The sequence below is a fragment of the Archangium sp. genome, from assembly GCF_036389735.1.
GTDB lineage: Bacteria > Myxococcota > Myxococcia > Myxococcales > Myxococcaceae > Archangium.
This window is the reverse complement of sequence record NZ_DASVWK010001070.1, coordinates 1-15247: the sequence shown is the minus strand read 5'-3', so window position 1 is coordinate 15247 and position 15247 is coordinate 1. Positions and strand designations below refer to the sequence as shown.

General features: G+C 71.1%; 15 protein-coding genes and 1 pseudogene. 13 read left to right on the top strand and 3 right to left on the bottom strand.

Going from position 1 to position 15247, the window contains the following annotated elements:
• A pseudogene (locus tag VF794_RS38370) lies at positions 1-521 on the top strand (hypothetical protein); the annotation flags it as partial.
• 60 nt (positions 522-581) lie between these two features.
• On the opposite strand, the gene VF794_RS38365 reads toward VF794_RS38370, so the two are convergent.
• Positions 582-782, bottom strand: a complete 201-nt coding sequence (locus VF794_RS38365) for a YtxH domain-containing protein (protein ID WP_331118429.1) — start codon at positions 780-782, stop codon at positions 582-584.
• Positions 783-962: 180 nt separating this feature from the next.
• Here VF794_RS38365 and VF794_RS38360 point away from each other — a divergent pair, with 180 nt between their 5' ends.
• The 9 genes from VF794_RS38360 (at position 963) to VF794_RS38320 (ending at position 9476) form a co-directional block, all read left to right on the top strand.
• Entirely contained in the window at positions 963-2615 is a 1653-nt protein-coding gene (locus VF794_RS38360; RefSeq protein ID WP_331118431.1) for an RluA family pseudouridine synthase, read from the top strand.
• A 106-nt stretch (positions 2616-2721) separates the two neighbouring features.
• Positions 2722-3201, top strand: a complete 480-nt coding sequence (locus tag VF794_RS38355; protein WP_331118428.1) for a GNAT family N-acetyltransferase — start codon at positions 2722-2724, stop codon at positions 3199-3201.
• Positions 3202-3377: 176 nt separating this feature from the next.
• Positions 3378-3602 carry a hypothetical protein gene (locus VF794_RS38350; RefSeq protein WP_331118426.1) on the top strand — a complete coding sequence of 75 codons (225 nt, stop codon included), beginning with the start codon at positions 3378-3380 and terminating at the stop codon, positions 3600-3602.
• A 107-nt stretch (positions 3603-3709) separates the two neighbouring features.
• Positions 3710-4114 (top strand): hypothetical protein, encoded by a 405-nt coding sequence (locus tag VF794_RS38345; RefSeq protein ID WP_331118424.1) that lies wholly within the window; start codon positions 3710-3712, stop codon positions 4112-4114.
• 145 nt (positions 4115-4259) lie between these two features.
• Positions 4260-4736, top strand: a complete 477-nt coding sequence (locus VF794_RS38340; RefSeq protein WP_331118422.1) for a hypothetical protein — start codon at positions 4260-4262, stop codon at positions 4734-4736.
• A gap of 13 nt (positions 4737-4749) precedes the next feature.
• Positions 4750-5382 (top strand): hypothetical protein, encoded by a 633-nt coding sequence (locus tag VF794_RS38335; RefSeq protein ID WP_331118420.1) that lies wholly within the window; start codon positions 4750-4752, stop codon positions 5380-5382.
• Positions 5379-6725 (top strand): tetratricopeptide repeat protein, encoded by a 1347-nt coding sequence (locus VF794_RS38330; RefSeq protein WP_331118418.1) that lies wholly within the window; start codon positions 5379-5381, stop codon positions 6723-6725. The genes VF794_RS38335 and VF794_RS38330 overlap by 4 nt, the downstream gene beginning before the upstream one ends.
• A complete protein-coding gene (locus VF794_RS38325; protein WP_331118416.1) occupies positions 6725-7984 on the top strand; it encodes a HAMP domain-containing sensor histidine kinase in 1260 nt (419 codons plus the stop codon). Before VF794_RS38330 ends, VF794_RS38325 begins: the two co-directional genes overlap by 1 nt.
• A 64-nt stretch (positions 7985-8048) precedes the next feature.
• Complete coding sequence (locus tag VF794_RS38320) at positions 8049-9476, top strand: hypothetical protein (RefSeq protein WP_331118415.1); 1428 nt, start codon at positions 8049-8051, stop codon at positions 9474-9476.
• 9 nt (positions 9477-9485) lie between these two features.
• Here VF794_RS38320 and VF794_RS38315 read toward each other — a convergent pair whose 3' ends face one another.
• Both VF794_RS38315 and adh read right to left on the bottom strand, forming a co-directional pair.
• Positions 9486-9878 carry a DUF779 domain-containing protein gene (locus VF794_RS38315; RefSeq protein ID WP_331118413.1) on the bottom strand — a complete coding sequence of 131 codons (393 nt, stop codon included), beginning with the start codon at positions 9876-9878 and terminating at the stop codon, positions 9486-9488.
• 14 nt (positions 9879-9892) lie between these two features.
• Positions 9893-11419 carry an aldehyde dehydrogenase gene (adh, locus tag VF794_RS38310; protein WP_331118411.1) on the bottom strand — a complete coding sequence of 509 codons (1527 nt, stop codon included), beginning with the start codon at positions 11417-11419 and terminating at the stop codon, positions 9893-9895.
• A 296-nt stretch (positions 11420-11715) separates the two neighbouring features.
• Between adh and VF794_RS38305 the strand changes: the two genes are divergently transcribed.
• The 3 genes from VF794_RS38305 to VF794_RS38295 form a co-directional block, all read left to right on the top strand.
• A complete protein-coding gene (locus VF794_RS38305) occupies positions 11716-13320 on the top strand; it encodes a hypothetical protein (protein WP_331118409.1) in 1605 nt (534 codons plus the stop codon).
• Positions 13321-13420: 100 nt separating this feature from the next.
• Entirely contained in the window at positions 13421-14614 is a 1194-nt protein-coding gene (locus tag VF794_RS38300; RefSeq protein WP_331118407.1) for a hypothetical protein, read from the top strand.
• Positions 14615-14625: 11 nt separating this feature from the next.
• Positions 14626-15247 (top strand): sigma-54-dependent transcriptional regulator (locus tag VF794_RS38295; RefSeq protein ID WP_331118405.1); only part of this gene is annotated, 622 nt, incomplete at its 3' end.

Genomic DNA, 15247 nt, shown 5'->3' with positions numbered 1-15247 from the left:
CCCAGCGGGAGGTGGAGGAGTCTCGGCGGGAGGCCCGCGACGCTCAAGCGGCCGCTCAGAAGCGGATTGACGAGGCCCAGGCGGCCCAGCGCAAGGCGGAGCAGGATGCCACTGCCGCCGAAGCGGCACGGCGTGAGGCGGAGCAGCAGGCCCGTGAGGCCCAGGCCACGCGGAGCCAGACCGAGCCGGAGCCACGCTCGACTCCCGCTCCGAAGTCAGCGGGGGACGCGTCGGTCGCTGGGGAGGCCCAGGCGGAGCGCGAGACCCCGCGCCGCACCCAGAGGGTGACGGGTGAGCTCGTCAGGGCCAGCGAGGACACCCTCACCCTGCGGGTCCCGAACAACCCCGCGCTCCAGCTCCGGGTGGAGGCCACCACGGCGGTGGTGCTCGACGGCAAGCGCGCCGAGCCCGCGTCGCTGCCCGAGGGCAGTGAGGTGCGCGCCTCCTATCGCGAGGAGGCGGATGGACCCACCGCGGTGCGTGTGAACGCGACCTCGAAGTCCGACGCCAGGCCCGAGTGAGGCCTGAACTCCGCGGGTGGTGCTGGAATGCTCCGTGAGGCGCACGCACCTCACGCATCGTCAATCGTCGGTCGCGTCCTCGACCTTGTCGCCGGCCTTCTCCGCGGCGTCCTCGACCTTGTCGCCGGCCTTCTCCGCGGCGTCCCCGGTCTTCTCCGCGGCCTGTTCCGCATCGTCCTTGGCGCCCTCACGGGTGTGGCGACAGCCCACTCCCGTCAGCAGGGTACCCAGCGCCAGGGCCAGCAGTGCCTTCCTCGTCATGGTCTTCTCCTCGCGTGGCTCCGGTGCTCTCGGCCCCCGAAGCCGTGTCGTGGGAAGGAAGGTAGGAGCGCTCCGCCCGCTGCAAAGGGAGTTGCATGGAAGCGGGTTGCCTGGCGGGACGCAGGGCAGGCAGCCGAGCACTGGGGAGCAGCCTCTCTGGAGGAGTAGGGTGTGCGCTGGATGTCCCGTCGAGAGTCACCTTTGCACGATGTCGTGACGTACTTCGATCCGCAGCCGGCTCCGACCGAGGTGCCGGTGCGGCTCGCGAGCCCGTTCGCTCCCGGCCCGCCGCATCCCCTGGCGCGCCGTGCCGCCGAAGCGCTGCAACTGCGCCTGCGTCGCGGTGACCTCTCCAGCGGACTCGACCTCGGCGCGCTCGACGAGCCTGGCGGCGGCAAGATGTTCGGGGTGCTGGTCGTCGCGGCTCCAGATGGCCGCATCGGCTACCTGCGTGGGTTCTCGGGCATGCTCGACGGTCGCTGGCAGCTCGACGGGTTCGCGCCGCCGCTCTTCGATGCCGTCGCGCGTGACGCCTTCTGGCCGGCGGGAGAGGCGGAGCTGCGCACACTCGGAGAGCGCCATGCCGAGCTGGTCGATGGGGCCGAGCCCGTCGCGCTGCGCGCCCGCCTCGCCGAGCTGACCGCGCGCCACGGCGTCGAGGCCGCTGGGATGCGTGCACGCCACGACGCGAACCGCCGCCTCCGGCACGAGGCTCGCCAGCGACTGGATGGCGGGGAGCGCGGAGAAGACGAACGACGTGCGGCGCTTCACGCGTTGGAGCAGGCGAGTCGGGCTGACAACGCCGAGCGCAAGCGGATGGACGTGGCGCACCGACAGGAACGTGAGGTCCTGGCGTCGGCGTTGCGAGCTCTTGATGCGCGCCGCGCCGAGATCGAGCACCTGCGCGCCGAGCGTTCCAGGCAACTGTGGCAACGGATTGCCTACAACTACGTCATCCCGAATGCGCGGGGCGAGGAGCGACCCCTGGGAGAGCTGTTCGCGCCGGAGCCGCCGCCGGGTGGGGCGGGCGACTGCGCCGCTCCGAGGCTTCTCGGTCACGCCTATCGCCATGGCCTGAGGCCGCTGGCGCTCGCTGAGTTCTGGTGGGGGGCGTCGCCCCTTACCGGGGAGCGGCACGCGGGAGCGTACTACCCCGCGTGTCGCGGCAAGTGTGGCGGGGTCCTGCCGTACATGCTCGAGGGGCTGTCCGTCGAACCGACGCCGCTGCTCGATGTCGCACCGAGCCTGACGGAGGAACTCCGGCTCGTGTACGAGGACCCATGGCTGCTCGTCGTTGAGAAACCTTGCGGTCTTCTCTCGGTTCCCGGCCGCCACGCTCCGCTCCGAGACTCGGTGCTCGTCCGCCTCCAGCGGCGCTACCCGGAGGCGTCCGGGTCGCTCGTCGTGCACGCCCTCGATGTCGAGACCTCCGGGCTTCTGCTCGTGGCCAGGGCGCCGGAATCCCACGCGGCGCTCCAGCGGCAGTTCGCGCGGCGCGAGGCCGACAAGCGTTATGTCGCCTGGCTCGATGGCCACGTCGCTGGAGACCAGGGCATCGTCGAACTACCGCTTCGAGGCAAGCGCGCCCTCACCGAGTGGCGCGTCACGCAGCGGACCGAGCGCCGGACCCGGATGTCGCTCGTGCCTCGCACCGCTCTCACGCACCAGCTTCGCGTCCATGCCGCGCACCCGCTCGGCCTCGGGGCCCCCATCGTCGGCGACCGGCTGCACGGCGGGGACGACACGCGTCTGATGCTTCACGCCGAGGCCCTGACCTTCCTCCATCCGCACACGGGTGTGCGTCTCGACCTCGAATGTCGTGCGCCCTTCTGAGGCCGGTCACCCCTCCAGGTGGCTGGCATGCCGAGCCGTAGGGCTGCTCGGTAAGGTACAAGGGCCAGCATCGAGGGCCCCGAGTGGGCCGGGAGGCACGAGTCGCATGGGCGCGGAGTGGAGCATCCGCAAGGCGGGAGTGGAGGACGTGGACGAGATGGTACGCCTGCGGCTGGCGCTGCTGCGCACCACGCGCGGGGTGGAACGGCTGGAAGACGAGGAGACACTGGTGCCCGTCACCCAGCGCTACTTCGCGCAGGCGATTCCCTCCGGGCGCTTTCACGCATGGGTAGGCGTGGCCGAGGGCCGGGTGGTGGCCTGTAGTGGGCTGCTGCCCTTCGAGAGGCCGCCCATGCCGGGCACCCTGGCGAGCCTGGAGGCGTACATCCTCAACATGTACACGGAGCCCGGGTGGAGGGGGCGAGGCATCGCGCGGGCGCTGTTCACGGAGTTGATGCGCTTCGCGCGGGAGCTGGGGGCGGGGCGGGTGCTGCTGCACGCGACGGACGAGGGCCGGCCGCTCTACGAGTCGGTGGGCTTCAAGCCCAACCCCACGGCGATGGAGTGGATGCCGCCCTCGAAATGAAATGACTTCTCGCTCGTGTATTCCCACGGGTCCGAGCCGAGCACTCCTCTCGGAGGGAGAGCGGGCGGCGGGGCGTGGGCCGGTCCCTTGTCGGGCGGCGGGAGGCTTCGGACCTTTCCCCCATCACCGGGCCTCGTGCCGTGGCGCACGGGGCCCTCCGCGAAAAGGGGAAAGTCATGGCGCACAACAAGGGTGGACCGCAGAAGGCCCCGTTCGAGAACCCGCAGCTGGAGAAGGACGCCAAGGAGCTGGAGCGCGAGAGCCGGCACCAGGCCGAGGGTTCCGAGCGCCGGGACGTGACGGACGACGAGGCGGGCATCAGCGGCATCCTGGAGAAGGGCGTGGGGGACGAGTCGAGCGTCGAGCGGCGTGACGCGCCTCCGCTGAGCGACAACAGCTGAGCCCCTTCCTGGAGGTTCCAGCCCGCCTCGGGTTGCCAGGCCTGGAAGGACCCTTACGTTGAGGGGCCTTCCAATCCGGAGGGCTTCCAAAGAGGACCGGTACGCCCATGGCGGGAATCCGTGAGGACTACATCGAGCGGATGATCGAGAAGCTGGTCGCCGCGCTCGCGGTCATCCTGAAGGCGGGCAAGACCCAGAAGACGGAGGAAGCACTCGACCTCGTCCACCAGACGAGCCTGTCGCTGTTCGGCATGGAGTACCGGATGCTCCTCACCATCGACGCGGCGTCGGTGGCGGAGCTGCTCGGGCATCCGGAGAAGATCAAGGCGCTGGCGAAGTTGGTGAGCGCGGAGGCGGACCTGCTCCAGCAACGCGGAGACGCGGTGGGCGTGGCTCACAGACTCGGCCATGCGCTCGCGCTGCTTCAAGAAGCCCATCGCAGGAGGACGACGCCCGATGCCGAGACCGAGGCGCTCCAGTGGAGCGTGCAGGACCGGCTCACGCGGGTTTGAGGGTGTACCGGTTGGTACAGCGAGGTGTCCCAGATGGGTCATCCGACGGGACCCGACACCACCTCACGCGAGGAGCCAGCGGTCGGCACGGGGAATGCTACTCTCCAGGGTAGAGCGCTCTCCCAGGCGCTTCGTGGAGGCGGTCATGCGCGGGTCCCTCATCCTCGCCCTCATGCTGTGCGCCCTCGGTGCCGCCGCCGAGGAGTCGCCGCGTCGCGAGGAGTCCCGGGCCGCCCTGCGCGAGGCGCTCGAGGTGCAGGCCTCGCTTCCCAAGGAGCCGCCCCGTCTGCCCGAGGCCGCGTCCCCGGTGGCCGAGTCGGCCCGGGAGACCGCCACGGAGGGTGCTCGGCGGAACGCGGGCACCCGCACCCGCGGTGAGGCCGCGGAGAAGGCCCGCCGCGAGGCCTCGGAGCGCGCCTCGCGCATGCGCGAGCACACGCCTCCCGGGGCGAGCCTCAAGGCCGCTCGCGACGCCGCGCTGGGGGCGGCGGGGGTGGGCTCGGAGGCGCAGGATGCCGCCGGCCGCTCCCGTGCCGAAGCGGTGCGCAAGAACAAGGGCTCCAAGCCCGATGAGCCGGGAAATGGAAAGCCCTCGGTGCCGGCACCCATCCGCCACCCGTGATAGAAGGCGTTGTGTGAAGCGCCTCGCGCTGTGCCTCGCCCTGCTCGGACTCACGGCGGCCACTCCGCCGGATTCGACACCGCACCTCCTCCAGGGGGCTCGCCACTTTCGCGAGGGCCGGTTCGCCAACGCCCTGGTGGAGTTCAAGGTGGCCCATCGCCTGGGCTCGGGCGGTGAGGCGGACTGGTACATCGCCGCGTCGCTGGTGAAACTCGGCCGCTCCGAGGAGGCGCTGGAGGCCTTCGCCGCCGCCCAGAAGAGCGCCCCGGATGCGCGCGACGCGCTGCTCGACTACTACCACGCGCTCGCCTGCTACGACGCGAAGCTGTACCTGTGCGCGGACACGCTCCTGGACGCGGTGGGGGAGGCCTCCGGGCCTCGCATCGGCGAGCAGGTGCGCAAGCTGCGCGGAGACCTCGCGGCCCTCTTCCGCACGGCGCCCACGCCGTCCTCCATCGACTGGTACCACGCACGCGCCACGCAGGCCCGCTCGGCCGGGCGCCCGGTGCTCGCCGCGCGCCTCCTGGAGGAGGCGGTGCGGCTGGCCGGGCGGCGCGAGGACCGTTATCGGCTCGCCGAGGCCCGTGCCTCCCTGGGCGCGCTGTCCGAGCTGCCCGCGCCCATCGTCGGAGGTGGCGGTCCGTGAGCCCGGGCCTGCTCGTGGCCGCGCTGCTCTCCCAGGCCGGCCTCTGCGAGCCCGTGACACCGGAGGACTCGGCGGACCCGGCCGACGCCGTGCCCTACGTGGAGGTGGCCGAGGCCGAGCAGGCCGCGGGGAACACCGAGACGGCCCTCGTCGCGTGGCGAGAAGTGCTGCGCAGGGACCCCCGCCACGCGGGGGCACGAGCGGCCCTGAAGTCACTCTGCCGCGAGAAGTCCTCCACACCGCCCACTCCGGGCGGCGAGGCGGCGGCATCGCTGCTCTCCGGCCTCTCCCTCTTCGAGCGGGGTGAGGACGCCTCCGCGGCGGCGGCCTTCCGCCGGGCCCTCGCCGAGCCCGAGCTGGTGGACGCCGCCTCCTACTTCCTGGGCGTCCTCGCGCTACGCGAGGGCCGGGCGAGCGAGGCCCGGGCCTTCTTCACCACGGCGGCGGCCTCGACGGACCCGGAGCTCGCGCGGCGGGCCGAGGAGCTGCGTCTGCGCGCCGAGCGCGAGGGTCGGGTGTCGCTCTCGGTGCGGCTGGGGAGCGAGTACGACTCCAACGTGGACCTCGCGCCGGATGACACCCGGCGCCAGGGGGGCAGCGCGGACGGCGTGGGCCTGGGGCTCGCCGAGCTGCGTCTGCGGCCCTGGGGCCAACGCGGTCCGTACGCGCGCCTCGCCGGACATGCCCGGGGCCACCTGCGCTTCACCCGATTCGATCTGGCCGGGGCGGGGGGCACGCTGGGCTGGGCGCACGTGGGCCCGGCGCTGCGGCTCTCCGCGGAGTACGGCTTCGACCTCCTGGTGCTCGGAGGCTCGCCCTACCTGCGCATGCACCGACTCCAGGTGAACGCACGCGGGCCGGTGGGGCCGGTGGTGTTGGAGGCCTCGGGGGCCATGCGCCGCGAGGACTTCCAGGACACCACCTATGCGGGCTACTCCGGGTGGAGGAGCACGGGGCGGGGGGACGTGGAGTGGAGTCCCGCCGAGCCCCTCTCCCTCTCGGCGGGCTGGTACGGCGGCCTCGTGCGGACGTACGACCTGGCGCTCGGCTTCCTCGAGCACGGACCGCGTGCCGAGGTGCGCCTGCGCCTGCGCCCCGGGCTGCGCTTCGTGGGCGAGGCGGGCTATACCCGGCGCGACTACCAGAACTTCGACAACCCGCTGGGCGCGCGCCGTACGGACAGCTACCTCGACGCGGGCGCGGCGCTGGAGTGGGACGTGTTGGAGCGCTGGAGCCTCCAGGCCTCGGTGGGTTGGCGCGGGGCGTCCTCCAACGTCCCTGAACTCGCCCATGGCCGCCTCGTCGGAGGGCTGGGGCTGGTGTGGACGCGGGGGCTGTACTGATGTCGCGGCCGGGCTCGCGCGCGTTGGGACCGCTGGGCCTCGCGACGCTGGGGCTGGTGGGGGCGCTCGCGGCCACGCTGGCCCTCTACCGCGCGGGCAGTGCGGCGCTGGAGCAGTCGCTGGACGCGCGGCTGCGGGGCGCGGGCGAGTCCGCGGCGCTGCTGCTGGGCACCACCGCCGCCCGGCCCGAGCAGTTGGAAGCGCTGATGGAGGCCAACGCGCTGGATGGGGTGTACGTGGTGGACCGGAAGCTGGCGGTGCCCGCGGACGCCACCGGGCCGGCGAGGCGTCGGGTGGACCTGCTGCGCACGGACCCGGCGGGAGTGGAGGCCGCGCTCGTGGGTGAGACGCGGGTGGGGCCGGGCTACGCGCTGGGGGACCTCCAGGTGACGGTGGGCTACTTCCCGGTGCGCGGGGCCGGGGGAGGGGTGGAGTCGGTGCTGGTGCTGGAGGCGGGCCGGACCTTCTCCAGTGCCCGGGACTCCCTGCGGCGCGCGCTGTGGGGTGGGGTGGCGCTCTCGGCGGTGGGAGCGCTGGCGCTCGCACTGGTGGCGGCGCGGTGGCTGCGGGACGAGCGGGCCCGGCGCGAGGCGGCGGCGGCGGCGGCGCGAGGCGATGCGCTGACGAAGATGGCGGCGATGGCGGCGCACGAAATCCGCAACCCGCTGGGCGTCATTCGCGGCACGGTGGAGCTGATGCGCGAGCGCAGCGGGGCGAAGCTCTCGGAGCGGGACAAGGAGTCGCTGGAGGACGTGCTGGGCGAGGTGGAGCGGCTGCGGCGGCTGACGGAGGACCTCTTGGACTTGAGCGCGGACCGGCCGTTGTCCGCGCAGCGGGTGGAGCTGTCCGAGGTATTGGAGGAGGCGGCGAGGGCGACGGAAGCGGCGTTCCCCGGGGTGAAGGTGCGCCGGAGCTTCCCCGAGCTGCCGCCGGTGGAGGGGGACGCGGGACGGCTGCGGCAGGTGTTCGCCAACCTCCTGCAGAACGCGGCGCAGGCGCAGGGGGAGGGCGAGGTGCGGCTGGCGGCCGAGGTGGAGGGGAGCGGCGTGCGGGTGCGCGTGGAGGACGACGGGCCGGGAGTGCCGCCGGAGATTCGCGAGCGGCTCTTCGACCTCTTCGTGACGGGCAAGGCGAATGGAACGGGGCTGGGCCTGGCGCTGTGCCGCCGGCTGGTGGAGCGGCACGGGGGCACGGTGGCGCTGGTGCCCGAGCAGCGCCAGGGCAGCACCTTCGAGGTGCGGCTGCCCGCGGCCCGGTAGACGCCCCGCGCACGGACGGAGCAGGATGGCGCCCTTTCCCCGCGTGGAGCGGGAGAGGTGTGACGTGAAGACTCGGAAGATGCGGTGGCGTTGGCTGGCGATGTGTCTCGCCTTGCCGCTCACTGGCTGTGCACTGGGCAGCGTGCGGCAGGTGAAGGTGGACGCGCTCGGACGCTACGACGAGGCGCGCGGCGTGACGGTCGAGGTGAAGGGCGAGGACGTGCCCGAGGCGATGAGGAAGGAACTCCAGGAGTCCTTCCTGCGCGCGGTGGAGGGGCGGGCCCGCCGGCCCGCGGACGCGACGGGCGAGCCGCTGAAGCTGGAGGTGCGCGTCGTGGAGGCCGTCTCGCCCGAGGCGGCGCCGGCCACGCAGTCCGAGCGCGTCGCCGAGCAGGCGCGGACGGCGTTCGGGCTCACGGAGTTCGAGAAGTCGGCGGGGCGGCTGGCCATCGAGGGCACACTGCTGGCGCCCGAGGGAGGGCGGAAACTCGGCCTGGTGCGGTGGGAGTCGGCGGGAGAGCCGGCCTCGCTGGCGTCGCGCGCGGGCCGCGAGGCGGGCGAGGCGCTGGGCCGGGAGATGGACTTCCGGCGCGGGGACTTCGTCAACCGCCGGGCCGCGGACGAGCGGCTGTTCCTCACGCCCACGGCGCTCACGCTGGAGCCCGGCGAGCTGGTGGTGAGCAACGACGAACTCCTCCTCTTCCGCGCGGGCGTGGGACTGGGGCGGCGCGTGGAGCTCAACGTGTGGGGCGGCGCGCTGCCCATTCCAGTGGCGACGGGCGTGCCCTTCTACTTCATCCACGTGGTGGGCGGCGCGGGGGCGGCGGCGCTCGGGGTGGTGGGCGCCGTCGACATCGGCTTCAAGGTGAAGCTGCTCGAGGAGTCGCGCTACCTGCCGGGGGTGGCCGCCTCCTATGACTTCCTCAATGTCTTCGGGGGAGCGGTGGGTGGCGCGGGCATCGTGGTGCTCGGCAATGGCGTGGCCGCGTCCGGAGGGGTGGGGGCCGCTGGCGCCAACCTCCAGTTCAACCTCTTCAGCGCCGTGGCGGCGAAGCACTTCGGGAACTTCCAGCTCACCGCGGGCGCCTACGTGCTCGACAACCACCACCTCATTCCGCAGGGGGCCGCCATCACGCTGACCACCGAGACGACGGGCGGAGGCGGGGACGATGGGGTGGGCGGCAGCGAGAGCACCACCATCCCGCGCATCCCCACCGAGGTGCAGCCCTTCGTGGGCGCGCAGTACGTGCTCGGGCCCCACAGCGAACTCGCGGCGGAGTTCTTCCCGCGCAAGCCCTTCAGTGACTCGTTCGGCACCACGGGCATACGCTGGCTGATTGGTTCCAATGCGCCTCGCGGGCCGGTGGCGTTCGACCGGCTGCGCGTGCGCATCGACGTGGCGGCGCTCTGGGTGTACCTGCCCCCGACGGAGAAGAGCGCGGGCACGCCCTTCCCGCTGCCGTGGGTGGGACTCGGTATCTACAAGCTCTGAGTCCGCACCTCAGCCGTGTTGCGGCCCTCTGGGAGGCGGACCCGCTTTCTGGAGGGTGGTGTACTCGTCGTCGGTGAAGACGCGTGAGCGGATGAGGAAGCGCACGCCCTCGGGGGCCTCGGCGGAAAAGCCACTGCCGCGGCCCTTCACCACGTCCACCGTCAGGTGCGTGTGCTGCCAGTACTCGAACTGGGAGCCGCTGATGTAGAAGGGCGTGTCCACGATGGTGCCGAGGAACACGTCCTCCTGGCCCAGCTTGAACTCGCCCCTCGGGAAGCACATCGGCGCGCTGCCGTCGCAGCACCCCCCCGACTGATGGAACATCAGGAGACCGTGGATGCCTTGCAGCTTGCGCAGCAGGGCCTCGGCGGCGGGAGTGACGGCGACGCGCTCGATGCTCATGGACCCGCTCCGGTCTAGAAGAAGCCCATGGGCTTGGGGTCGTAGCTGACGAGCATGTTCTTCGTCTGCTGGTAGTGCGAGAGCATCATCTTGTGCGTCTCGCGGCCGATGCCCGACTGCTTGTAGCCGCCGAAGGCCGCGTGCGCCGGGTAGAGGTGGTAGCAGTTCACCCACACGCGGCCCGCCTGGATGCCGCGGCCCATGCGGTACGCCGTGTTCGTGTCACGCGACCACACGCCCGCGCCCAGGCCGTAGAGCGTGTCATTGGCCATGGCCAGCGCGTCCTCCGCGTCCTTGAACTTCGTCACCGACACCACCGGGCCGAAGATCTCCTCCTGGAAGATGCGCATCTTGTTGTGGCCCTCGAAGATGGTGGGCTCCACGTAGTAGCCCTCGGCCAGCGCGCCCGGCAGGCTCGCCCGCCGGCCACCGGTGAGTACCTTCGCGCCCTCCTGCTTGCCGATGTCGATGTACGAGAGGATCTTCTCGAGCTGATCGTTGGACGCCTGCGCGCCGATCATCGTGCTCACGTCGAGCGGGTTGCCCTGGACGATGCGCCTGGTGCGCTCGATGGCCTTCTGCATGAACTCCTCGTAGAAGCGCTCCTGCACCAGGGCGCGCGAGGGGCAGGTGCAGACCTCGCCCTGGTTGAGGGCGAACATGGCGAAGCCCTCGAGCGACTTCTGCGCGAAGTCGTCGTTCTGCGCGAACACGTCCGCGAAGAAGATGTTGGGCGACTTGCCGCCCAGCTCCAGCGTCACCGGGATGAGGTTCTCCGAGGCGTACTGCATGATGAGGCGACCGGTGGTCGTCTCCCCGGTGAAGGCCACCTTGGCGATGCGCTTGTTGCTGGCCAGGGGCTTGCCGGCCTCGATGCCAAAGCCGTTGACGATGTTGAGCACCCCGGGCGGCAGCAGGTCGCCCACCAGCTCCGCGAACTTGAGAATGGTGACGGGCGTCTGCTCGGCGGGCTTGAGCACCACGCAGTTGCCGGCTGCCAGCGCGGGCGCCAGCTTCCACGCCGCCATCAGCAGCGGGAAGTTCCACGGGATGATTTGAGCCACCACGCCCAGCGGCTCGTGGAACTGGTACGAGACGGTGTGCTCGTCGAGCTCCCCGAGGCTGCCCTCCTGGGCGCGCAGGCAGCCGGCGAAGTAGCGGAAGTGGTCGATGGCCAGCGGCAGGTCCGCGGCGAGCGTCTCGCGGATGGGCTTGCCGTTGTCCCACGTCTCGGAGACGGCGAGCATCTCCAGGTTGGCCTGCATCCGGTCGGCGATCTTGTTGAGGATCTCCGCGCGGGCGGTGGGCGAGGTGCGACCCCAGGCGCCCTTGGCCTTGTGGGCCGCGTCGAGCGCCTTCTCGACGTCCTCGGCGGTGGAGCGAGGCACCTCACAGAAGGCCTTGCCGGTGACGGGGGTGATGTTCTCGAAGTACTGCCCCTTCACGGGCGGCACGAACTCCCCGCCAATGTAGTTCCCGTAGCGGGGGAGATACTGGACCTTGCTGCCCTTTTGACCCGGCGCTTCATAGACGGTCGACATTCAGACCTCGTGTAGGGGGGTGGATCTGGCAACGGCGGGGAAGAGGGCACCGACGATAGGCCGGTGCCGCTGCGCGTCATGGAAGACCGAACGCGCGTGAACGTTCGCGAGTGAGCAGCGCCGTCACGCTCGAACACGCGAGGCCCCGGTTCCATGCCCCGGGCCGGGTCGGAGCAATTCCTTGGAATTCTAGAATAATTCTATTCTTGTGCAAACACTACAAAACCGGATATCCAGTGAGAACAGGGAGAAGCTCGAGTCGTGCCCTGCCCCTGGCCCCCCTGGAGGAGTGAGTCGTGAAGAGAAACCCTGCCGTGCCGACCTGGTCCCGCGCGTTGGCGATCGCCACGTGTGTTGGCTTGAGCGGCGGAGCCTTCGCCAGCACCGAGAATCGCTCCTCCGTCTATCAGGAGGGGCCCTCCGCGCCCGATTCCTACGAGGAGCCCGCGCCCTCCGATCCCTACAAGCCGGTGCCCTCCGAGCCGCGGGACAAGCTGCTGGCGCCCGAGCCGGTGGTGCGGGCGATGGAGATCTACGAGTCGTATCCCGAGGACACCATCACGGGCTCGGCGAAGGTGGAGGCGTACCTGGGCTCGCTGCCGAGCGAGCAGTACAACGCCTACGTCAGCTACTTCGAGCAGGAGGCGCAGCTCACCCTTCAGGCGGCCGAGGAGCGCTACGCCCTGGAGTCGCAGGTGGACCCGGAAGGGGCGCTGCAGAACTACCAGGAGACGCTGAAGGAGACGCAGGGCTACGAGGGCCAGGAGCCGCAGTCGGTGCCCACGAGCTTCGAGCCCGCGCCGGTGTATGACTCGCGGAAGGCGTCGGCGAGCCTCCACGAGCAGCCCCAGGAGCCCGAGGAGCCGTGCCTCGCGACGGTGGATGCGAACGGCGTCTACACGGAGAGCTGTGGAGGAGGGGGGACCTATTACCCGCCCCCGCCGCCCCCGCCGCCCCCGCCCTCCACCTGCTCGTCGTACACGGACCGCTTCGGCCAGTCGTGGTCGCGCTGCAACACCTCGCAGGTGGCGTACGTGTACATCCACGGCGCGGGTAACTACACCTCGTACAATGCCGCCTCGCACGGCTACTGGGGCTGGAGCAACCTGGCGGGCAACACCGATGGGGTGGACCGCTTCTTCGTGAGCTGGGACTCCACCCAGAGCGTGCAGAGCCAGACGGGCGTGGTGCGCCAGGCGCTGGATACGCTGTGCGCGCCCCAGCGGCCCTGTGTCCTCATCACGCACTCGGCCGGCGGCATGATGATGGGCAACATCCTGTCGCAGGAGAACCGGTGGAACATCCTGCGCATCCACTCCGTGCAGAGCGCGGCCGGCGGCTCCGAGCTGGCCAACCTGACGATGGTCAGCCCCATCCTGTGGATCGTCAACTCGCTGGGGCTGCTGCAGAGCATCGGCGGCTACCCCATCTACAGCTTGAGCCTGCCCGTGCCCATCGCGCGCGGCATGTACAACCACGACGTGACCAACGGCGTGCCGTTCATCACCTACTCGTCCGAGCGCCAGCGCTCCTACCGCTCGTGCAGGTGGTACCAGGTGGGCTGCCACCTGGACAACGCCTGGAGCTCGCTCGTCAACGGCACGCTGCGCGGGTTCTACAACGGCGGCAGTGACTGGCTGGTGGCGTACCACAGCTCCGCCGCCTTCCGCTTCGACAACGGGTCCACGGCCAATACCTCGTGCAACCCGGACTCGTGGACGTCTCCGGGCGGCTGGGGCGCGCCGTTCTACAGCTCGTCGGACCGGATGAACCACTACTGGGCCAACCACACCCCGTATCACTGGCAGCCGCCGGGCCAGGGCCTCACCTGTCGTCGTGGCTACACCTACGTGGACCACGCGGGCGGGGAGATGATCCGCACCATGCCCAGGGCCTGGTGACAGGCCCCCCATCTCTCAGGCGATGATGTGAGCCGCCCGGCGTGAGACAGCTCGCGCCGGGCGGTTGCCGTTCTGTGTCTCATTTCCGGAAACCCGCCCCTTGAAGACCCGCCGTCTCCGCCTCCGCTTCGTCGTCCTCCCGGTCGTGGGCCTCGCGCTCTTGCTGATCGCCCTGGCGCTTCTCCTCCGGGAGCCAGAAGGCCCCGCGGCCCCTGTCGCCACCGCGAAGCCCGTCCCCCCTCCGGCCGAGCCCGCCGCGCCCACCCCGCCGCGGCCCAAGGCGGTCGTCGCCGCGAACGACCTGGCGCAGACCCAGCGCCTCCTCCAGGACCCGAACGTCGTCGCCACCTACCTGGAGCGCTACAAGGAGGCCAACCGCTACGCGCCCACCACCGTGCCGCTGGTGCCGGGGATGAAGGACGTGCTCCAGCCGGACGTCGTCCCGGTGCGGGACATGCCCGTGATGGGCGTGCGCAACCTCTACACGAAGCCCGAGCACCGGCTGTACTACCGGTTCGAGACGGACAAGTTCCGCTACGTGGCTCCCGAGCCCGTCCAGCTCCGCCTCTCCGTCTATCGCGGCGAGCGGAAGCACGAGCCCGTCGCCGTGAAGGTGGGCGCTGTCTCCGTGCACCGCCTCCAGCCCTCCGGCCGGCACACCGTGCTGGGGACGGTGGCGCTGAAGGAGACGTCGCCCGGCGAGTACGCGGCCACGTACCTCCCGCCCAAGCGCAAGGGCGCCGAGGAGGACGACCTCCTCCAGTTCGAGGTGTCCTGGGAGTTCACCGACGGCGAGCTGAAGCCCGGCCGCGAGCGCGCGCTCGTGCAGTACACCGCCTTTCCGCCCGCGGCCTTCACCGGACGCTTCCTGGAGCGGCTCGAGAATGGCTCGCTCTTCATCGACGCGGAGGTGGAGAGCCAGCGCGAGGGCACCGCCCAGGTGGCGGGCAATCTGTTCGCCGCCGATGGCACCACCCCGGTGGCCGTCTCCGTCGTCCCCGCGACGCTGAAGCGCGGGCACTCGTGGGTGACGCTGGAGTTCTACGGGCTCGTCTTCCATGACCGGGGCGTCCCCGGGCCCTACGTCCTCAAGACGCTGCGCGGCCACTTCCCGTCCTCCGCTTCCGCGGGCCGTGGCGCCGAGTTCTCCCGCTTCGGGGGCTCGCACACGACGCGTGGCTACGAGCTGTCCGCCTTCACCCAGAAGGAGTGGGACTCGCCGCGCAAGCAGGCCGGACTCAAGGCCTATGAGGATGAGCTCGCCCGACTGCGCGCGTCCTCGCCCCTGCCCTGAGGAGGTGAAGCATGGCGCACGTGCTGGTGGTGGACGACGAGGTGAAGCTGGGCAGGCTGGTGGCCGAGGCCCTGGAGCTGGACGGCCACGCGGTGACGCGGGTGTCGGGTGGGCGCGCGGCGCTGGTGGAGCTGGCGCGCGGCGGCTTCGACGTGCTGCTGACGGATCTGCGGATGCCAGAGGTGGACGGACTGGCGGTGCTGAAGGCGGCGCAGGCGCTGCCCAACGCGCCAGCGGTGGTGATGATGACCGCGTACGGGAGCGCCGAGAACGCGGTGGCGGCGATGAAGGCGGGGGCGGCGGACTACCTCACCAAGCCCTTCGCGATGGACGAGGTGCGGCTGCGGGTGAGGCGGCTGGCCGAGCAGCGCGCGTCGGAGACGAAGAGCGAGCGGCTGGTGAAGCAGCTCACGCCGAACCTGGTGGCGGAGAGCCCGCGGATGAAGCAGGCGCTGGCCTCGGCGAGGCAGGTGGCGGCGAGCGAGGCGAGCGTGGTGCTGCTGGGGGAGAGCGGGACGGGGAAGAGCCAGCTCGCGAGGCTCATCCACTATTCGAGCAAGCGCGTGGCGGGGCCGCTGGTGGAGGTGCACTGCGCGGCGTTGCCGGAGACGCTGCTGGAGGGCGAGCTGTTCG